The organism is Cupriavidus sp. L7L (genome assembly GCF_004353535.1).
Taxonomy (GTDB): Bacteria; Pseudomonadota; Gammaproteobacteria; order Burkholderiales; family Burkholderiaceae; genus Cupriavidus; species Cupriavidus oxalaticus_A.
The window spans coordinates 400,569-418,801 of sequence record NZ_SMNY01000003.1 but is presented as its reverse complement, the minus strand read 5'-3'; the positions used below and the strand labels follow the sequence as shown (position 1 = coordinate 418,801).

At 62.5% G+C, this 18,233-nt stretch carries 18 protein-coding genes; 9 read left to right on the top strand and 9 right to left on the bottom strand.

Annotated elements, in window-relative coordinates; genetic code table 11:
- Positions 1 to 138 precede the first annotated feature (138 nt).
- Together E1J61_RS03950 and E1J61_RS03945 are read left to right on the top strand one after the other, a co-directional pair.
- Positions 139 to 978: a universal stress protein gene (locus E1J61_RS03950; RefSeq protein WP_133092820.1), complete on the top strand. Its 840-nt coding sequence runs from the start codon at positions 139 to 141 to the stop codon at positions 976 to 978.
- Positions 979 to 982: 4 nt separating this feature from the next.
- On the top strand, positions 983 to 1,270 hold the full coding sequence (locus E1J61_RS03945; protein WP_133092819.1) for a hypothetical protein: 288 nt from the start codon (positions 983 to 985) through the stop codon (positions 1,268 to 1,270).
- 123 nt (positions 1,271 to 1,393) lie between these two features.
- Here E1J61_RS03945 and E1J61_RS03940 read toward each other — a convergent pair whose 3' ends face one another.
- Both E1J61_RS03940 and E1J61_RS03935 read right to left on the bottom strand, forming a co-directional pair.
- Positions 1,394 to 1,600 (bottom strand): DUF3606 domain-containing protein, encoded by a 207-nt coding sequence (locus E1J61_RS03940; RefSeq protein WP_133092818.1) that lies wholly within the window; start codon positions 1,598 to 1,600, stop codon positions 1,394 to 1,396.
- Positions 1,601 to 1,795: 195 nt separating this feature from the next.
- The gene (locus E1J61_RS03935; RefSeq protein ID WP_133092817.1) at positions 1,796 to 2,038 is read right to left on the bottom strand and encodes a hypothetical protein; all 243 of its coding nucleotides are present in this window, start codon (positions 2,036 to 2,038) and stop codon (positions 1,796 to 1,798) included.
- Between the two features lie 627 nt (positions 2,039 to 2,665).
- On the opposite strand from E1J61_RS03935, the gene E1J61_RS03925 reads away from it, so the two are divergent.
- Positions 2,666 to 3,187: a carboxypeptidase-like regulatory domain-containing protein gene (locus E1J61_RS03925; protein WP_243736763.1), complete on the top strand. Its 522-nt coding sequence runs from the start codon at positions 2,666 to 2,668 to the stop codon at positions 3,185 to 3,187.
- Between the two features lie 51 nt (positions 3,188 to 3,238).
- Here the strand turns inward: E1J61_RS03925 and E1J61_RS03920 are convergent, their stop codons facing one another.
- Positions 3,239 to 5,536, bottom strand: coding sequence for a heavy metal translocating P-type ATPase (locus E1J61_RS03920; RefSeq protein WP_133092816.1), 2,298 nt, complete (start codon positions 5,534 to 5,536; stop codon positions 3,239 to 3,241).
- 366 nt (positions 5,537 to 5,902) lie between these two features.
- Between E1J61_RS03920 and E1J61_RS03915 the strand changes: the two genes are divergently transcribed.
- From E1J61_RS03915 to E1J61_RS03890, 6 genes are all read left to right on the top strand, one after another.
- Positions 5,903 to 6,343, top strand: a complete 441-nt coding sequence (locus E1J61_RS03915; protein WP_133092815.1) for a universal stress protein — start codon at positions 5,903 to 5,905, stop codon at positions 6,341 to 6,343.
- Between the two features lie 87 nt (positions 6,344 to 6,430).
- Entirely contained in the window at positions 6,431 to 6,811 is a 381-nt protein-coding gene (locus tag E1J61_RS03910) for a hypothetical protein (RefSeq protein WP_133092814.1), read from the top strand.
- 128 nt (positions 6,812 to 6,939) lie between these two features.
- A complete protein-coding gene (locus tag E1J61_RS03905; RefSeq protein WP_133092813.1) occupies positions 6,940 to 7,872 on the top strand; it encodes a 1-phosphofructokinase family hexose kinase in 933 nt (310 codons plus the stop codon).
- Between the two features lie 136 nt (positions 7,873 to 8,008).
- Positions 8,009 to 9,748, top strand: coding sequence for a PAS domain-containing sensor histidine kinase (locus E1J61_RS03900; RefSeq protein ID WP_133092812.1), 1,740 nt, complete (start codon positions 8,009 to 8,011; stop codon positions 9,746 to 9,748).
- Between the two features lie 194 nt (positions 9,749 to 9,942).
- Entirely contained in the window at positions 9,943 to 11,058 is a 1,116-nt protein-coding gene (gene ald, locus E1J61_RS03895; protein WP_133092811.1) for an alanine dehydrogenase, read from the top strand.
- A 301-nt stretch (positions 11,059 to 11,359) separates the two neighbouring features.
- On the top strand, positions 11,360 to 11,587 hold the full coding sequence (locus tag E1J61_RS03890; protein WP_243736762.1) for a hypothetical protein: 228 nt from the start codon (positions 11,360 to 11,362) through the stop codon (positions 11,585 to 11,587).
- A 418-nt stretch (positions 11,588 to 12,005) separates the two neighbouring features.
- Here E1J61_RS03890 and E1J61_RS03885 read toward each other — a convergent pair whose 3' ends face one another.
- From E1J61_RS03885 to E1J61_RS03860, 6 genes are all read right to left on the bottom strand, one after another.
- Positions 12,006 to 12,653 (bottom strand): BON domain-containing protein, encoded by a 648-nt coding sequence (locus tag E1J61_RS03885; protein ID WP_133092810.1) that lies wholly within the window; start codon positions 12,651 to 12,653, stop codon positions 12,006 to 12,008.
- 283 nt (positions 12,654 to 12,936) lie between these two features.
- Positions 12,937 to 13,359, bottom strand: a complete 423-nt coding sequence (locus E1J61_RS03880; RefSeq protein WP_133092993.1) for an Hsp20/alpha crystallin family protein — start codon at positions 13,357 to 13,359, stop codon at positions 12,937 to 12,939.
- A 288-nt stretch (positions 13,360 to 13,647) separates the two neighbouring features.
- Positions 13,648 to 16,482, bottom strand: a complete 2,835-nt coding sequence (locus tag E1J61_RS03875) for an AMP-binding protein (RefSeq protein WP_133092809.1) — start codon at positions 16,480 to 16,482, stop codon at positions 13,648 to 13,650.
- A complete protein-coding gene (locus E1J61_RS03870) occupies positions 16,475 to 16,663 on the bottom strand; it encodes a hypothetical protein (protein WP_133092808.1) in 189 nt (62 codons plus the stop codon). Before E1J61_RS03870 ends, E1J61_RS03875 begins: the two co-directional genes overlap by 8 nt.
- Before the next feature lie 183 nt (positions 16,664 to 16,846).
- Positions 16,847 to 17,095 carry an acyl carrier protein gene (locus E1J61_RS03865; protein WP_133092807.1) on the bottom strand — a complete coding sequence of 83 codons (249 nt, stop codon included), beginning with the start codon at positions 17,093 to 17,095 and terminating at the stop codon, positions 16,847 to 16,849.
- The gene (locus tag E1J61_RS03860; RefSeq protein WP_133092806.1) at positions 17,092 to 18,207 is read right to left on the bottom strand and encodes a dihydrolipoamide acetyltransferase family protein; all 1,116 of its coding nucleotides are present in this window, start codon (positions 18,205 to 18,207) and stop codon (positions 17,092 to 17,094) included. The genes E1J61_RS03865 and E1J61_RS03860 overlap by 4 nt, the downstream gene beginning before the upstream one ends.
- Between the last annotated feature and the right edge of the window lie 26 nt (positions 18,208 to 18,233).

Genomic DNA, 18,233 nt, shown 5'->3' with positions numbered 1-18,233 from the left:
GGGGCTGGGTCCTGTAGACCCTTAGGAGACAATCATAATCGTGGGATCGGAGCAAGACGCCAGCGTGCTGGTTGCCCTCCGCTGATTGCGAGCGGCGTCTGGCGCCTTCTGTCACGGCCTTGTCAGATGGAGACAATTATGGACTACGCTACGATCCTGGTTCACCTGGACGCCAGCCAACGCGTGTATCAGCGTCTGCACCTTGCTACGCAACTGGCAGTGCAGTTCCAGTCGAGGCTGGTGGGCTTGCTCGCGGTTGGCAAGCCTGATCCCACCTCCGTTCGCTATCTCGTCGATGGCGACCGCTATCTCGCTTCGTACAATGAATGGCAGCACCAGGTAGGCGAAAGGGCACGTCATGCTCTAATGGATGCCACCGACGAGGCGGTCATCACAACGCAATGGCTCGCACCCGACTGGGCCACGGCGGCGACCGTCCAGGCAGAGGCGCATCTGGCCGACCTCGTTATCCTCGGACAGCATGACCCGAGCGACGAAGAAGCGTACGCCGAACCAGCCTTTGTCGAATCCATCGTCCTGGAATGCGGGCGCCCGGTTCTGGTCGTACCTTACGCCGGGTGGTTCTCCAGCACCGGCAAGACTATTCTGGTGGCGTGGAACGGCAGCCGAGAGGCCGCCCGCGCTCTCCACGACGCGTTGCCACTTCTCAAGCGTGCCGAAACCGTCGACGTGGTGTCATGGACGCCGTCGAGCGCGCTAAAGGGACCGTGGCTGTCACCGCCGCAGTATGCGGTGGAGTGGCTGGCCCGTCATGGCGTGAACGCGCAACTGCGCAGCTATCCGGACGAGGATGGGAATGACATCGGGCAACGACTGCTTTCGCACGCCGCCGACCGGAATGCCGACCTAATTGTCATGGGCGCGTACGGCCATAGCCGGGTCCGTGAACTGGCGCTGGGCGGCGTCACCAGAACGCTGCTTCAGTCGATGACAGTGCCGGTTCTAATGTCGCATTGACAACATGCCTATAGAAGAAGCGAACGCTACGGAAAGCCTGTCGCAATCGACGGCGAAAGCGGCAGTCTCGTTACGCACGATGTCTCAAGCGTTCTGGAGTGATTTCCTGTGCCGCCGTCCGCTATTTCCGGCGGCCGACGGCATGTTTCCTTTCGACCCGCTTCTTCGCTCGCGGTATATCGAAGTGCAAGGCCGTACGTACACTGCCTGGCGAGCACGTGCCGTAGCGGCCGGCTTCAGTGCCTCGGACTTCTTCGATGCCTGCATTCGTGTGCGAGCGGCGATGTATTAATCTGGATCGTCTTGCCGCGATGGGCTACGCTTCGCCAATCCTGGATGGTCCCAGCTTCACGCACGCAACGAGCGTCCGAGCGTGCCGCGAGCGGCGTCGCGGTTCCTGAATGCGCTATCAAGATCAGGCGCGGCCGCCTTGGATTCTTCCGTGACCGGCCTCCAGTGTTTCCCTCACCGCTGCGATATGGTCTCCCGCGGCCCTAACGGCTTCCTCCAACTGCCGCTCACTGCAACGCAGTTCGCGGCACCAGTATTGCACTTCAAGCGGATCCATCATGTTGACGCGCCCGGGATCCAGAGGTCCGAGTTCGCTCGTTTCGTCGATCATACTTAGCTCCTATGCTTCTTTTTTCGGCGGACGAGGATGTCAGGGCGGCAAAGCGCATCAGGCATACCCGTTCGCAAAGCGAAGCCTCCCGCGCCACCATGAGCGGCAACGCGAAGAGGCAGGAGAACCGGAAGCCAAAGTGCCATGAACAGGCCTGTCTTTGCCGACGTCGTTCGGTTAAGCGGGCAAGGGCTTCTAACGTAAGTCGTACTCGCGCATCATTTCAGCTGTCACCGCTTTCACAGTCGTAAGGCAACTCGCCGGCACTGCGGGAAAGGCATCGATGATCCAGTTACAGCCACCATTGGTCGCCGCGTCGACATGCCGTGGCAACGGGATGCTGCAATCGCGGAAAGCCTCACCAAGGTCAGTGTTTTCCTGCACGCGTCGTGAAATTTCATCGCGGATCTGCTCCGCGCTGCCGAGGTGTTTGATCATGGCAGAGTCTCCTTGATTTCGGATGCCCTTGATTTGATGTGGGAACGCCGTGCTCACGCGACTGCACTGGCATGGGAGGCCGGACGGCCGATCGTCTGGGACAGAATCGGTTCCTCGTCTTCGTTCGCGACATATGCTCTGCCAATTGGCGCCGGTTAAGCCAGCCACGCAATACGGCGGCTAGCGCCGCTGAAGCACAATCGAGGTAAATATTTGCGCCATGGCGCCCGCCGTGGCAGCAGCGAAAGACTCGCATAGGGTTTCAGTTCTTCCATGGATGGCTCACATTCATTCCGATGTAGGGGGCAGTGCCCAGTGCCCGACGCCTCTATGGATCAATCTAGATGTTGCGGCCGGGCCGGGGTTGCGCTACATCAATTCGGGCACAGTGTCGCAGTTACTGGGCCTCGTACTGCTGGGACGACTTTTGAATCCCTCTGGCAGGTTGATGCGGATCAACGCCATTACCAGTCTGGCCACTACCTTGATCTGTATGACAGAACAGAACTCGAGTAGCCAATGTACCGGCGCATACTACACTTCGTCCGGTGCTACTGGTGCCAGAGGCAGAGGGGCCTGACTTGCGGTAGCTTGCTCCCACAAGGCGGCAATCTGCGCAATGGTGCGATGGCTGAATGGGTGGCGGTAATGATAAATGGCGCTGGCAAGCTGCGCGTCGTGACAATTTCTCTGTTGGCCGCAGCGCTCACGGGGTGTGCTTTCTATGATAATCGATGGAACGCCGGCATGCCCACGATGGCGCGGCACGAGGTCGTATACGCGTCCGGGGGGAACGACGAGGCCGATGTGAAGGCCATGCTGGCCATTGCCGACCGGTTCAATGTACGGCTGACCATTGTGGACGCCGCGCGCGGCGAGCCGCTACACGGTACTGCCGTCTTTCTGGTGGGCAGGAGCGGAGGTTCGGCATTGCATGTTACGGAAGCGGGACCGATGTTCTATCTGCAGCTTCCAGCGGGAGATTATCGGCTTGCCATCGGCTATCAAGATTGGCTTCAGCTGACGGATATCGTGGTGGACGGACAGCCGCTCGATCTAACGTTTCGCTTGCCAGCAGACACGCCGGCAGAAAACTGGCTGTTCTGCCGCTTGGCAAACGGAAACCACGCAGCTGCGGCGGTCCTTTGAGCTTGTGCACGGCGCAACGATGGCCAGTCGCCCCCGGGGAACACACCCACGTCATCCGCGCGCATCTTCGCGTAGTGTGTGGAACAGTTCGTCTTCCTGCGCGCAGTGCAGACGCAATACCGCCTCGAGCCCGTAGAGCAACCGCTGGCACTCCCTGGTCCGGCTGTCGTCAGGTCCCTCCGGCGGCAGATCGTCCGCCATCCGTTGGAGGACATGAATCAGTCGGAAGAGTTCGCGATGCATGCCGCTCATCGCTGCCAGAGGGTCATCCCCTCCTATGAGTCTCGCCAGTTGCGGGTAAAGTTCGGCGTCATCGCGCTGTTCGTGGGGCAGGAGCGTCGTGCAGAGGGCAGTGCACAGACGGCGCAATTCGGTGGCGGCCGACGGTCCGGGCAGATGGGGCAACCTGTCCGCAAGTCCGCGAATATCCTCCATCAGAGGACCGAGCGCCATATGCTCTCGGTCCAGGCTTGCGGCCTTGGCAGCGGGCAACCCTTGTTGCTCTACCGGCTCGCCGGCGCGGAGCGCTCGCAGCGCGTTGGCGATGACCAACACATCGATGATCTCCTGCAACACTGCGCCCGCCAGCGGCGGAAGATAGCCGAGCGCAGCCGCCGCCATCGCGACAAAAGACAGGGCCATGCCGGCCAAGGCGCTTTGAGCGGCAAGTGTGCGCGAGTGCCGGGCAATGCGTATCGCATCTGCCAGCCGGTCCAGGCGGTCGACGAGCAGTACGACGTCCGCGGCTTCCGAAGACGCCGCAGTGCCCCGCGCCCCCATGGCGACGCCGACATCCGCTGCCGCCAGCGCCGGCGCATCATTGACGCCGTCTCCCACCATCACGACGATGCCATCATGGCGCGCCGCTTCGATCTTCGCCAGTTTCTCGGCGGGGCTGACGCCTGCATGGACTTCCGTGACACCGAGAATCGCGCCAACCGTCTCCGCGACGTCGCGCCTGTCTCCCGTCAGCATGGCCAGGCGGCGAATGCCGGCCTTGCGCAGCAAGCGCAGCGCGCGGGGTGTCTCCATCCGTATCTGGTCTTCGAACTGCAGTGCTCCGACCAGTACGCCGTCGACCGTCGCGAGCGAGACTGATGCGCCTTCATAGGCCGCGCGCTGCAGCGCGGCCTTGCACCAAGGCGGCCAGCTTTCTGATCCGCCGGCGAATGCAGGCACGCCTACTGCAACGGCATGCCGGCCGACGCGCCCCGAAACGCCAGCACCGGCGGTCTCAGTCACCTCCGACGGCAGATCCAGAGGCAGTCCCCGATCGCGTGCCGCAGTCGCAATCGCTTCCGCGGCGGCATGGCCGGAAGCCTGCGCCAGCGAGCCGGCAAGGCGCAGCAAGTCCGCTGCCACCCAGCCGGGTGCGCAATCGACGCCAGCCAGCCGCGTCTTGCCCCGCGTAAGCGTCCCAGTCTTGTCGAAGAACAGCATGCTGGCCTGTGCCAGTCGCTCCAGCGCACCACCACCCTTTACCAGCACGCCGTGCCGGGCACAACGCGACATGCCGGCAACAATTGCCACTGGCACCGCCAATATCAGCGGACACGGTGTAGCGACCACCAGCACTGCCAGCGCCCGGCGGAGATCTCCGCTGGCGTACCAGGCGATCCCGGCAACCAGCAGGGTGACTGGCACGAACCACAGAGCGTAACGGTCAGCCAGCCGAGCCGCGGGCGGGCGTTCAGCGCGGGCGGTTTGCACCAGCCTGGCAATGCCGGCGAAGGTGCTGTCCGATGCGGTCGTGGCCGCCACCATCTCAAATGGAGCGCCGGCATTCAGCACACTGCTGCGCGCGGTCTCACCAGGTTCACGTCTTACCGGCAGCGATTCTCCGGTCAGTGCAGATTCGTCCAGCAGCGCCTGTCCCACCAGCGCGCCATCGACCGGCACCAATTCTCCCTGTCGGACCAGGAGGCGATCGCCCGGTCGGACGGCCTCCAGCGAGACGGTACGCCATTCACCATCCTCGAACCGGTTGGCAAACTGCGGGGCACGACTGAGCAGAGCGCTCATCTCACGCTGGGAACGCGCCTGCGCATAAGCCTCCAGTGCCTTGCCGCTTTCAATCATCAAGGCGAGCACGGCGGCGGCGAGAAACTCGCCAAGCGTAAGCGCCAGCCCGATCGCCAGAAGCGCGAGGATATCGACACCAGCTTGCTTGCGCCGCAGTGATCGCACCATGGCAACCAGCAAGGCTGCCGTGGTGGCCAATGCGCCCACTGCCCAGGACATGCCCGCGGCGCCATCATGGCCCAAGGCGAGCAGCAGCATGCCGCCACTCAGTGTGCCAACTGCGACTGGCAGCAGACCGAGGTCAATGTCGCGATATCCAGTACGCATACGGCATTGAGGGCCCTGGTGGAGCGCCCGAGCGCCTGCTGCGGGCTTGTGGCGTTGCCATTCGCCTGATGACCCATCCCTCTGGGTCGCCAATCATGGCGCAGCAATGGCGAGCGGCGGAGAGTGATCATTATGCGCCCGGTCGGTCATCTCCTGGGAGGTGCCAACCGACGCGGAATCTAGTGTGTGGATTGGTGCCGTCCGGTCGGTGCGCCGCTGTTGATGTATGTCAAGTACCAGTCCTCCTGCGGATATACGTTAAGAAGGAGTGCAGTCGGCAATGCATAGGCGGCGGTTATCGAAATCGACTCAGGGCAACCGGAGCTGGACAAAGCTCGACATGCCCATGCTGAAGCGGAGGGTGAAATGGCAAATGTTGTCCTTGCAACAGACGGCTCAGTCTACAGTGATGCCGCTGCGGAATGGCTCGCGAAGGGGAGACTATTCAGGGAAGACCTCCACGTGCACGTGGTGCACTGTATGCCAGACGTTTCCGCTGAGGTAAAGTCCTACATTGGCAAGGGCGACCTTGAGGCCTGGCATACCGAGGAAAGCGCGCGCGTTATGAAATCCGTGATCGACATCCTGCAAAATGCGGGCGTGCCGACGGTATGGCAGGGCCTGGTTGGCTTTGCTCCCGAGCGTATTGTCGCGTACGCGAGGTCTATCAATGCCTTGGCCATCGTCATGGGGGCGCACGGGCGCGGCGCATTCCTTGATGCGATCGTGGGCTCGGTTGCGAGCCGCGTCATCGCACACACGCCATGCCCTGTGGTACTGGTCAAGCCTGAAGCCCGCCCAGCATAGGCAACATGGACGCCGGCATGTGCGCGGCTGCTGACCGATCTGGCACGAAAGGTCGCAGACTGCTGTTTCGCTTAAAGAGCGCAACTCATGGCTGCCACCGCGCTGGTGGTGAGCTGCGGCGTTGCTGTATTGATTGGCATGCAGGGCGCCTGGCATTCGCTGATGCGGGCGCAGGAACGCTACTACACCGCACACCGGTTTGCCGATGTGTTCGCGAGCGTCAAGCGGGCGCCACTGCTGGTCGCCGACCAGATCCGGGCGCTACCAGGTGAGGCGTCGAGACGTGCCCTGCTCTCCATGACTGGGATTGCTCTGGCCGTGGGCCTCATGATCGTTGGCAGGTTCGGTTTGGACGGGGTGGGCGAGATACTCGCATTGCAGTTCGGGAGAGTCCAGCACGACGACGTGGCGCTCGTCTTTGCCGACACGCAGCCGGACAGCGCAGTCTTCCCAATGAGCTTCCACTGATTCGGTATCCGTCCAACGACCTAGCGGAAGGGCAGCGTGTGGTCGCTCGGGACGCTCGTTAGAAACGGCGCTTGCAAAACGCTTTACGACGTTGCGCGGGGGCACCATGAACCAGCTTGCTATAGCCAATGACTGACATCTTGACGATTTCACCAAATCCGGCGGTGGATGTCGCGACTGCTGTCGACCGCATGAACGACACCTGCAAGCTAAGGTGTAGTGACGCGAGAAGAGATCCTGGTGGCGGAGGCATCAATGTTGCCCGGGTAATCCACCGTCTTGGCGGAGACTGCCTTGCGGTGTTTCTTGCCGGGGGAGCTACCGGCCAGTTGTTGCAGCAGTTGCTGGAGGCTGAGCACGTGCCAGCGGTCTGCCTCGGGATTGCCGGTGATACTCGCGAAAACTTCTCCGTCAGCGAGTCCTCGACCGGTCGCCAGTTCCGCTTCATTTTGCCAGGACCATTTGTTGCAAAGAACGAATGGGAGAGATGCATCGCGTACATCCAGGCCCTTCCGACGCCGCCGCGTTACCTCGTCATGAGCGGCAGCCTGCCTTCCGGCGTTCCTGCGGACTTCTACGCGATACTCGCACGCGAAGCTCGCGCGCGCGGCATTCGGATCATCGTCGATACCTCTGGGCCCGCACTCGTTTCCGTACTGGAGGAGGGCGTCACTCTCGTGAAACCGAGCCTGGCGGAACTCAGGGAATTGACCGGCTTGCCGTTGCTGCACGAATGCGAATGGCACGATGCCGCCTGCGGGATTGTCGAGCGCGGCCAGGCCGAAATGGTTGTTCTCACTCTCGGCCCGCTCGGCGCGCTGTTGGTCACTCGGGATGTTACGTTACGTGCACAAGCGCTTCCTGCGCTTGTAAGCAGCGCGATCGGGGCAGGGGACAGTTTCGTCGGGGCAATGGTTTGGGCCCTCAACCGTAACACTTCAGTCTCCGAGGCTTTCCATTATGGATTGGCGGCGGCATCAGCAACGTTGGTCAGCACAGGAACCGGGCTTTGCCGGCAGCCAGATGTTCATCGCCTATACCAACAACATTTCCAGGCTTAGACGTTCCTTGCTAACAACCGCCGCCAAGAAATATGTCGCGCAGGACACATTCTGTGGTTGCGATTGGTAATAGGCAAGCTATATTGGTGTGCAGAATAGCCCTAAAAGGCACCGTATCGATCGGATTCTGCCCCGCATGACTAGCCCTTTCGCCCCCGAGGGCAAGCCTCTGTCGCTAAAAGGATTGCCTCCTAATGCTATCGACATCGCGATCGGCAGTGGCACAGTCGTGCTATTTGCGGTGCTGTCGTATCTGCTACAAGCCAGAGTCCAGCAGTATTGGGAGGTCTCGTCTGCGCTGTTCGCATCGCTGGGCGCCGGAATCGGATTTGCCGTTGGCCTGTTCCTGATTCACCGGCGGCGATCCCGCTATCTGTCGGGTGGGGAAAGCCGCAACGTGGTGGAAAATGAAGCACGCTTGTCGGCGATCATCCGTTCATCCGTGGAGGCGATTATCACCGTGGACAGCGAACAGCGCGTGGTGCTCTTCAACCCCATGGCGGAAACCCTGTTCGCGTGGCCAGCCGAACTGGCTATCGGCCGGCCGCTTGGGGACTTCATCCCCGAGCGCTTTCGGGCTGCTCATGAAGAGCATGTGCGCCGATTTGGTATCACGGGAGTGTCGGAGCGGCAAATGGGGCGTCAACGCGCGCTCTTTGCTTTGCGCCGGGATGGCAGCGAGTTCCCGATCGAGGCGTCCATTTCGCAGACGGTTGAGGGCGGGACCAGGCTGTTCACCGTCATGCTGCGAGACATTACCGAACGTGCGCGTGCCGACGAGGCGCTTCACACGAATTTGCAACGCGTGAAGGAAAGCGAAGCGCGCTTGGCGGGCATCATTCGGTCGTCCATGGAAGCGATCATTAGCGTCGATAGCGACCAGAGGGTCATCCAGTTCAATCCCATGGCAGAGAAACTGTTTGCATGGCCTGCCGGCCAGGCGATCGGTCGTTCGTTGGCCGACTTTATTCCAGAACGCTTCAGGCCCGCTCACGAAGAGCATGTTCGCCGCTTCGGTGTTACCGGTGTTTCGGACCGCGAAATGGGACGCCAGCGTGCGCTATACGCCTTACGGCGTGACGGCAGCGAGTTTCCCATAGAAGCATCAATCTCACAGGTTGCCGATCGAGGTACCAAGCTGTACACAGTGATGCTGCGCGATATCACCGAACGCGTACGAGCCGAGGAGGCAATGCGGCATTCGCGCGAGGAATTGCAACACCTGTCGGATAGTATCCTCGTCACTCGCGAGGAGGAAAAGCGTCGGATCGCACGCGAATTACACGACGATCTTGGTCAGCGCCTGAGTGCCATGAAAATGGATCTCGCCATGCTTGGCGCCGACCTGAAAGAGGGAAGGAGTATTGAATGCCTGCTGGAGGAGGTTGCGGCCATGAACGTCGTCATCGACGAAACCGTGGCCTCGGTGCGGCGAATAGCAAGCGACCTGCGGCCCGCTTTGCTTGATGAGCTGGGGATGCTGCCGGCTATTGAGTGGCTTGCCAATGACTGCGCCAAACGCTATGGGCTATCCGTGACTGTCGACGGCGCGGATGCCGACGTGTCCGAGCAAGTGGCAATTGCAATGTTCCGTATCGCCCAGGAGGCGTTGAGCAATGTCGTCCGGCATGCCAACGCGACGGCCGTGCATATTCACGTTACGCGTGCTCAAGGGCAATTGGAGTTGCAGGTGCAAGACAATGGTATTGGTTGGGACAAAAAGCCGGCCAACGATGAGCCCCGGAAATCTCTCGGACTGCTCGGTATCCGGGAGCGTGCACGCTTACTCGGCGGCACAGTCTCCGTCGATAGTGCGCCCGGAGAGGGCTTTTGTCTGGAAGTGAAGATTCCCTATGAAAGGAAGGCATTTGAATGAGCCTGCTCCTTGTAGAGAAACGGCCGTTCACATATCAGCAAGCATTTTGCGCTATTGAACGCGAAGGGAACCACATCGGCCATGCGCATGTAGGTGCTCGTGCGTGTTTTTGAAATGGCGAGAACCACGGTCGCCGTGGACGGGTTCAAGCACCTTATGCGGAACCGTAATTGCCACCAGTGTGAGCCAGTGCTATGCGAATCGGCGTACCAAAGGAAATCAAGGATCAGGAGTACCGGGTCGGTCTCACCCCGGCCAGCGTACGCGAACTGGTCAGCCGCGGTCACAAGGTGGTAGTGCAGGCCGGCGCCGGCACCGCAATCGGCCTTACCGATCATTCCTACGTGCTGGCCGGTGCCAAGCTGGCCGGAGATGCAGCGGAGGTATACGGCTCGGCGGAGATGATCGTGAAAGTGAAGGAGCCGCAACCGGGCGAGCGGGCGCTGCTTAGGCCCGGGCAGATCCTGTATGCGTACTTGCATCTGGCGGCGGATCGCGAGCAGACCATGGACTTGCTGAACTCCGGCGCCATCTGCATTGCGTACGAGACCGTGGCGGCGCCGGACGGCAGCCTTCCCTTGCTGGCGCCCATGAGCGAGGTGGCCGGCCGCATGTCCGTGCAGGTGGCTGCCGCCTATCTCGAGAAGCCGCAGGGTGGCATGGGCCTGCTACTAGGCGGCGTGCCGGGGGTTGCACCGGCCCATGTGGTGGTGATTGGCGCTGGCGTGGTGGGCACCAATGCGATTCATATTGCCGTGGGCATGGGCGCGCGTGTCACAGTACTGGACCGGAACATCGATCGCCTGCGGCATCTGGGGCTTGTCTACGGCAATCGACTTGTCACGCTCTTTTCCAGCGCGGACTCCATCGAGCGCGCGCTCCTCACGGCTGATGCGGTCATTGGTGCGGTCTTGGTGCCCGGCTCCGAAGCACCCAAGCTAGTGACGCGCGCTATGGTTGCCCGCATGAAGGGCAATTCGGTGGTGGTGGACGTGGCGATCGATCAAGGGGGTTGCTTTGAGACATCCCGACCCACCAGCCATACGGCACCAATCTATGTCGTCGATGATGTGCTGCACTATTGCGTGACCAACATGCCGGCGGCCGTTGCCAGGACGTCCACCTTTGCCTTGAACAATGCCACCATCGGCTATGCAATGTCGATTGCCGACAAGGGCTGGTCGCGCGCGCTCGGAGAAGATCCTTGCCTGCGCGCCGGCTTGAATGTCTGTCGCGGCAACGTCACCTATGCGGCAGTCGCGCGTGCGCACGGCTGTGCGTATGTGCCTGCGGAAGAGGTGCTGGTGTAAGCCACGTTTAAACCGAGTTCTCAGGCCGGCGCCAGGACCCGCGAGAATCGGCTACCGTCTCGCGCTTACCTGGCGCCGCAACAACCCTGCCATGAGCTGGACCCATTTTGCCTTCACAGTTAGGCCGCTTAAGCGACTGTGATTCGAGCCAGGCAGGTGCTGCTCAATGCGGCAATTCAATTTGATCGAGCGCAAACACACCGGAATCTGGTGACTCCCATGGGACCTCGACTTCTATAGTGTCAGACACGTGCCGGCGACCGGCCCGGCGGCTAGGCGAGGCTGCTGCGGCGTACCAGGCATGACCCGTCAAACACTGCCGGAGACAGAGATGCTGAGCCCGCACGAGATAGCAGCCCTGATTGTTCTCGGTGACGCGGAAGGAAACCGTGAGCTGGACCCCGCCGACATTGGTACCCTTGTCGAGCGCCAGCTGGTTCGTCTTGAAGCTGCGACACCAGAGCGCAGGCAGATCCGCGTGACTGGGAAAGGCCGCCAACTCCTCGATGCGATCAGCAGAGGCCGTTGACGGACCGGATTCTTGACCCCGAAGCCCTATTCGATCGGCTTGCGCCGCGCCCGCAGCAACTTCGATGGTCGGACGTTAGCTTGAGCCCGGCTATATCTCGCGCTCAGCACGTCGGTATGGGACGCCGCCATGCCGCCGCCGTCTGTCGCTCGCACGGGGCGAGCAGCTTGCCTGCTACCAGCGTACGCTGACGGCCGTGCACGCCGATTGCGATGACGCAACCCTAAGCAAGAACGCGGGCGCGCCCTCATCTTCTCGACCAGTCGTCTTCCCAGTCCGTGTCCCTTGCCGTTCTAATGAACGGCGATGCCGAACTCAGCCCGGCCACACGTCTAACCGCCGCTTCAGCTGCATACTAGGCCGCGTGGCTATCCGGGTGCCCGGTGATTGCCCTCCGTACTTGATCGCCATTCAGGCGTCACGGCCTGGCTTCCAGCTGATCGATCACCGCCGAGATGCCCGGCGCAGACCACGCGGCTCCGACGGCAGCGCGACGCTCCGCCAGCGAATCCACGCGGCCGGTCAACGTGGCAGTGCCGTCTTTGACCTTGACGCTGATATGGTGTGCCTCGCGAAGGGCATGGCGGCGTAGTGCCTCCTCGATGCGATTCTCGACATCTGGCGGCGCAGTCCTTTCGTTCATCCGGATGTTGTTGATGATCCCGACCACCCCACGGAGCTGGCCCACTGTGCGTTCAGCCAAATTCTTCTGGTAGCCCCAGTTGACGTTCCCGGACAGCGTGACCCAGCCGCGCTCCACGCGCACCTTGATAGCGTCCGACGGCACGTGGACGTGCCACTCCAATGCGTCGCGTGCCGCGTGGGCAATGGCTTCGTCGGGGAAAGCGCTGGGCGGACTCACGTCAAGCTTGACGACGACGCCGCGCACGCCCGAGACGCGTTCCGTAGCCCGCTCGGCTGCAAGCTTCTCCGCGAAACTGGACAGGTGTCCATTTAGCGTGACGATCCCATCATGGACCTCAACGCCGATGGACGCCGCGTCAATTGCGGGATCCCAGTCGAGTTCCTCCTTGACGTCCTTCTGAACCTGGTAATCCGATTTCATTTCTTGCACCTTGATGAGATATGGCGCCGTTACAATAGTACTGCCACAGATTGATTGGGGCGGCCATCGAAGTGTGCGTGGAACGGAGTCGGCACGCCGGAGCGCTGGATCCGTCGGCAATGGCAGATCGCCACGAGCCCACCCGTCATCCCTTCGGCGACGTCGGTGCGGCACCGGTCCGCACCCGTACCGGTAGCAGCGCTGCGTTGGACATGGTAATGCGCACGGCCTTCGTCGGACAGATATCCTGAACTCGCATCACAATCTCGTTGCCACGCCGGCTTCAGCGGATGGTGACGCGCTGTTGCGGTGAAGCGTCCTTCTTTGGAAGTACAAGCCGAAGCACACCGTTCTGGAAGCTGGCGTCGATCTTGTCAGAATCGATGTTGCCGCCCAGCGTGAAGGCGCGTTGCATGGATCCGCTGTAGCGCTCCTGCCGGATCACGCGGTCACCTTCCCGTTCTTCAGACGCCCTCTCGAGCTTGGCCGAGATCATCACAGTGCCGCGGTCTACGGTGACGTTGATGTCTTCCTTCTTCACCCCCGGCAGATCAGCGGCGATGGTGTAGCTGGCGTCGGACTCGGCGACGTCGACCTTGAAGGGCAAGGATGTGTCCGGCGCAATTCGCCAGTTGCGCAACATGCTCTGCAGCACATCGCCAAGCGGTTCGATCGAGAAGGGGTCATAGCGTCTTAGGTTGCTCATCATGATCTCCTGGAATGACGGCGCGGTGCACGCCGGGTGCTTTCTACTTTGGCAAGCGATGGCGGTTTCGATTTGCTCTGCATCAAAGAGCCATGCATTGCCTCCCCAACCCGACCGCGCGATCCGGAAAGCCGAGCGCGTCACTTGTGTCGGGCAGGCAACGCTTCCCGGTACTCAGCGCCCAAGGATTCCGCCGTACCGGGGGCCGATGGTCATCTGCTTACACGACGCCCGCCACGAAGATGGCCAGCAACTCAAGCGGGCGCGGTAGTCGCCCAAGATGGCGGATCAAGCTGCCGCGTCTGGCTCCTGAAGCCTCGCGCGGATCTTGTCGCGAGCCACGTCGCGCAGCCGCAATACTGCTTGCCAGTCATCGCCTGATGCGAAGACCGCTTCACTCGCAATGAACGCCAACGATGCACGACTCGGCCACCAGCGCCCGTCCCGCAGCAATGAGCGAGTGCCGAGCAGGGCGATGGGAATAACCGGTGCCCGCGCGCGGGCGGCGCACCGGAACGCCCCCAGTCTAAAAGGCATCAGTCCGGGCTCTCGCCGGAACGTGCCCTCCGGAAAGAAGACGAGGGATTCGCCCCCGATGATTCGCTTCTCCAGCGCACTGGTATCTTCGACCCCACGTGCGGGGTCGAAGCGCTCAACGAAGGCGCAGCCAAGCCTGCCCAGCAGCAGCGCCAGCGGCTGGCTCCGCTGCAACTCCTGCTTCGCCACAAAGGTGAAGTGGGGAGGCAGCACTGCCGTGAGCAAAATCACATCGGTGTAGCTGGCGTGGTTGGCCACGATGACGACCGGTGCCGACCGGCCGAGCTCGGGTAGGCCTTCGATCTTCGGAGACAACCCCGTCAGCGCGAGGCCCAGCCGGGCGCTGGCTCGCGCGCTCCGCCGACGCAGTGGGCGCCCCGGCAAAAGCACCACCATCAGACAAGCCGGCAGGGCAAACAAAACGCAAACCGTCCATACCCAGGCAGCCCAGAGCCACGCTGAAGCTTGATGCAGGAAGCGCGCGAACTGGATGCTTGCGCCGGAGATGGCAATCCGTAGCAATTGACGCCAGGGCGCGCGCGGCGTGCCATGGATCTCGCCCCGTTCATACAACTCGCGGCAGGCGGCACGGCGCAGCTTTCCGCTGGACGTCTTCAGTACCGTGCGCGGCGGCGCCAGCAGCACTTCGTCGACAGGCATGCCCATCAAATCGACCGCCAGATGGCTGATTTCCGTGCGTATCTGGCTGCGGGCATCGTCGTTCTCTTCAAGGGTCTCGGCCAGAACGACCAGGCGCTCGGTACCGGAGCGCGCATCGGTGGCGGGGAAGACCGCGACACCGCCCTTGCGCACACCGCTTACCCGGCTGATCGCCTCCTCGAGTTCCTGCGGAAACAGGTGCTGGCCGGCGCGAATGATGATGTCCTTGAGGCGCCCTGCCAGATAAAGCTCGCCGGCTGCGATATAGCCCATGTCGCCGGTCTTCAGCCATGGGCCATCGAACAGGCCCGCCGTGGCGTCGGGGTTGCGGAAGTAGCCCGTGGTCGCGGACGGGCCCTGGAACTGGACATGCCCCAGGGAGCGTTCGGGCAACTCGTGGCCGGCTAGATCGGCGATGCGGATCTGATGTCCCGGCAACGGCAGGCCGCTGGAGACCAGCCTGAGCGCCTTGCGCTCCGACCGGTCCGGCGCACGGGCGATACCCTGGCGCGCGAGCGTCTCCCGATCGACCTGGTCGACGCACGGCCCACGTCCTGCCGGCGGGAACGCGAGTCCGACCGAGCACTCGGCGAGGCCGTATACAGGGGTCATGGCGGCGCGATCGAAGCCATACCTGGCAAAGCGTGCGGTAAAGCTGTCAATGGTTTCGGAGCTGACCGGCTCAGCACCGTTGTATGCCAGGCGCCACGAACTTAGGTCCAGGCCGGCAAGATCCTTTTCATCAATCTTGCTCGCGCAGAGCTCGTAGGCGAAGTTCGGCGCCGCGGACAACGAGCCGCGATGCTGGTGAATGGCCCACAGCCAAGAGGCAGGGCGCGTCAGGAAATCAGTGGGCGACAGCAGCACCAGGCGGAATCCGACCTGCAGGCTCCCCATGCAGGCGCCGATCAGGCCCATGTCGTGGTACAGCGGCAGCCACGACACAAAGACATCGGCCGCAGTAACATGCGCGGCACGCTCCATCGCCCGCAAGTTGGCCAGTAGATTGGCATGCGTCAGCACGACCCCTTTTGGGTTGCCCGTGCTGCCGGAAGTGTATTGCAGAAAGGCAATGTCATCCGCTTGCCGGCGCCATGCGTCGCTCGGTGCGTCACCAGCGGCGCTGAGATCGGCAGGCGCCAGGATCTGGCGCAGCGCCGCGCACTGTGGGCGCAGCAGGCGTAGCAGGGGCTTGGCCGGTGGCGCAGTCACGAGGATGGCAGCCTCGGCATTGGCAAGGATCCCGGCGCTGCGCCGCATGTGGTCCTCGATCTGGGAAAGGCGCGCGGGCGGATAAAGCGGGACGGGGATGCAACCCGCATAAAGCGCGCCGAAGAATACGTCGAAGAAGTCGCGTCCGGTCGGCAGCATAAGGGCCACCCGGTCACCTGCAGCCAGGCCCTGCCGCGCCAGGCCAGTGGCTACGGCAAGCGCGCCCGCCCGCATTGACCCATAGCTAATGTCGCCGCTCCCCTGGAGGGTGGCGTATAGCTCATCGCCATGCGACGCCGCATGCCAGTCAATCAGATCCATTAGCGTGGCGGCACTGCCTGGCGGCCGGTTGGCTGCTGCCGTCCTGGCCGCACCTTGCACCACGGGAACCGCGGGCATCGTGGCGGGAATGGCCGCTGCTGCCCCATGCGCTGCGAGACTGAGCAGGTCACGAGGTGTATCGGCGGCCATGAGTGCTTCTTCATTGATCCTGCTGCCATATTCGTGCTCGATACGTGTCAGCAGCTCCGCCCGCGCCAAGCTGTCCAGGCCGAAATCGCGCTCGAGCGAATGATCTATCCCCAACGTGCTGACGTCCTGCGCACCGGGCCGCAGCTCAGCCGCCAGCGCGCGTACGATGCCAAGCAGGCGTTGCGCATCGGCAAGCCCCGGTTGGGGGGCACAAGGGATAGTAGGATCGCGCCTGTCATTCATTGCGTCTTCCGCCGGCAACTGCCACCTTGAGGTTGCGGGCGTTTGCCCGGCAGGCTTCCGCAAAACCCGGTGCGTCGAGCAATAGCCTGAACAGGGTATTCATCCCCACGAGCATGTCGGCAAGCGAAGCAGAGCGATGGACGTCGACCTCCGCAGGCGCGCCTGGGGGATAACGTTCCACCCAGATGGGTCTCGGTCCGGGAGACGGCCTGTTCACATAGTAGTCTGGCATGATTGCCCCCGATGCTTTTGGCTTGCCTGCCGGCACACGTACCACCACTGTTCCGCGAAGGGCTTCCCTCCCGTGCCATGTGTGCCGGGCGTGCAGGACACGGCGTTCTCTCGGCTTCGGCCCGAAGCAGGCTCAACGTGCTGCTGCGGCTTCCAGGTAGGAAACGACATCGTCAAGCGTGACGAGCCGGCTGTAGTCGGACTCCGGGATTTCCACTTTCAATGTCTCGTGCAGGGCGAGCAGGAAGCGGAGCCAGTCCATGGAATCAAGATCGACCTCCCTGCGCAGAGGACGATCCGGGCGCAGGGCCTGCGGCTCGATTTCAGGGGCGATCTCGCGCAACGTGGATACGACGATGGCGCGGATACTGGCGTTGTTCATCGGTCAAACTCCTCAGGATGTCGTAGCAGTTCTCGTAGTTCGGTGAGAAAGAGTGCGCCGCGATGACCGTCCGAGACACGATGGTCGGCCGAGAGGGTGGCTGTCAGGGCTGGCATCACTGTCACCGCACCGTCTTCCACCCATGGCTGCTCAATGATGCGACCAAAACCCACCAGGGCCACCTGGGGAGGATAGATGACCCCGAACACCTGTTCCGCGCCCTGATCCCCGAGATTGGTAATGGTAATGGTAGGCTCGGACAATTCGGCACGCCTGAGGGAACCAGCGCGACAGCGCCTGACCAGGTCGGCCAGTTCCTGCATCAGTTGTGCAACTGGCTTGCTGTCGGCATGCAGCAGCGCCGGCGCCACCAGGCCGCCCTGGCGGAGGGATATCGCGATCCCGACGTGCACCGCCGTTGCGGCGCTGAAGGCACCGTTGCGGAAGAATCCATTCAACTCGGGGAAGCGCTTGAGCGCGACTGCGACGGCTTTGATCAGCAAGACGGCTGGGAGGACGCGCTCGCTCATGGATCGGCCAGCATTTTCCCGGGTGAGCCAGGCGAGCGCAGTCCGCAACGGAATCGTCTCTGCGACGTAGTAATGAGGAATCTCGCGCTTGGCTCGCGCCATCGCGGCGCCAATTGTCTTGCGGATCTCGGCCGATCGGTCGCCTGGCGTGGCGGAGGGCTTGCGCGCCGCTTGCTCGACATCGGCCAGCGTTACCGCGCCTCCCGGCCCGGTGCCGGTGAGGGCTGCGACGTCGATCCCCTGTTCCAGTGCGAGCTTGCGCGCTGCCGGGGACACCATGCGTCGACCCGGAGTGCCGCTCGCCTGCTCTGGCCCAGATGCGCGCTGCAGGGCGCCTGGTGTTTCGCCAGGTTCAAGGAAGGTCGCCATCAACGTGCCGACGGGAACCTTGTCTCCCCGCGAAACCAGAAGCTCGGCGACGACACCGTCGTGCCACGTCTCCACCTCGATCGCAGCCTTGCTGGTGTCGACCACGGCGATGATCTGCCCCTTCTTCACGGTGTCGCCGGGCTGCACGGCCCATTCGAGCAGCGTACCCTCGTCCATGTCTGCGCCCAGCGAGGGGAGGCGGAATTCGATCATGTTGTCCTCGCCGGAGCGATGCGCCG

What these genes read in the sequence shown, in the direction of transcription:
- E1J61_RS03950 (WP_133092820.1), top strand. Translation starts at nt 139, where the DNA reads ATGGACTACGCTACGATCCTGGTTCACCTGGACGCCAGCCAACGCGTG.
- E1J61_RS03945 (WP_133092819.1), top strand. Translation starts at nt 983, where the DNA reads ATGCCTATAGAAGAAGCGAACGCTACGGAAAGCCTGTCGCAATCGACG.
- E1J61_RS03940 (WP_133092818.1), bottom strand. Translation starts at nt 1,600, where the DNA reads ATGATCGACGAAACGAGCGAACTCGGACCTCTGGATCCCGGGCGCGTC.
- E1J61_RS03935 (WP_133092817.1), bottom strand. Translation starts at nt 2,038, where the DNA reads ATGATCAAACACCTCGGCAGCGCGGAGCAGATCCGCGATGAAATTTCA.
- E1J61_RS03925 (WP_243736763.1), top strand. Translation starts at nt 2,666, where the DNA reads ATGGCTGAATGGGTGGCGGTAATGATAAATGGCGCTGGCAAGCTGCGC.
- E1J61_RS03920 (WP_133092816.1), bottom strand. Translation starts at nt 5,536, where the DNA reads ATGCGTACTGGATATCGCGACATTGACCTCGGTCTGCTGCCAGTCGCA.
- E1J61_RS03915 (WP_133092815.1), top strand. Translation starts at nt 5,903, where the DNA reads ATGGCAAATGTTGTCCTTGCAACAGACGGCTCAGTCTACAGTGATGCC.
- E1J61_RS03910 (WP_133092814.1), top strand. Translation starts at nt 6,431, where the DNA reads ATGGCTGCCACCGCGCTGGTGGTGAGCTGCGGCGTTGCTGTATTGATT.
- E1J61_RS03905 (WP_133092813.1), top strand. Translation starts at nt 6,940, where the DNA reads ATGACTGACATCTTGACGATTTCACCAAATCCGGCGGTGGATGTCGCG.
- E1J61_RS03900 (WP_133092812.1), top strand. Translation starts at nt 8,009, where the DNA reads ATGACTAGCCCTTTCGCCCCCGAGGGCAAGCCTCTGTCGCTAAAAGGA.
- ald (WP_133092811.1), top strand. Translation starts at nt 9,943, where the DNA reads ATGCGAATCGGCGTACCAAAGGAAATCAAGGATCAGGAGTACCGGGTC.
- E1J61_RS03890 (WP_243736762.1), top strand. Translation starts at nt 11,360, where the DNA reads ATGACCCGTCAAACACTGCCGGAGACAGAGATGCTGAGCCCGCACGAG.
- E1J61_RS03885 (WP_133092810.1), bottom strand. Translation starts at nt 12,653, where the DNA reads ATGAAATCGGATTACCAGGTTCAGAAGGACGTCAAGGAGGAACTCGAC.
- E1J61_RS03880 (WP_133092993.1), bottom strand. Translation starts at nt 13,359, where the DNA reads ATGAGCAACCTAAGACGCTATGACCCCTTCTCGATCGAACCGCTTGGC.
- E1J61_RS03875 (WP_133092809.1), bottom strand. Translation starts at nt 16,482, where the DNA reads ATGAATGACAGGCGCGATCCTACTATCCCTTGTGCCCCCCAACCGGGG.
- E1J61_RS03865 (WP_133092807.1), bottom strand. Translation starts at nt 17,095, where the DNA reads ATGAACAACGCCAGTATCCGCGCCATCGTCGTATCCACGTTGCGCGAG.
- E1J61_RS03860 (WP_133092806.1), bottom strand. Translation starts at nt 18,207, where the DNA reads ATGATCGAATTCCGCCTCCCCTCGCTGGGCGCAGACATGGACGAGGGT.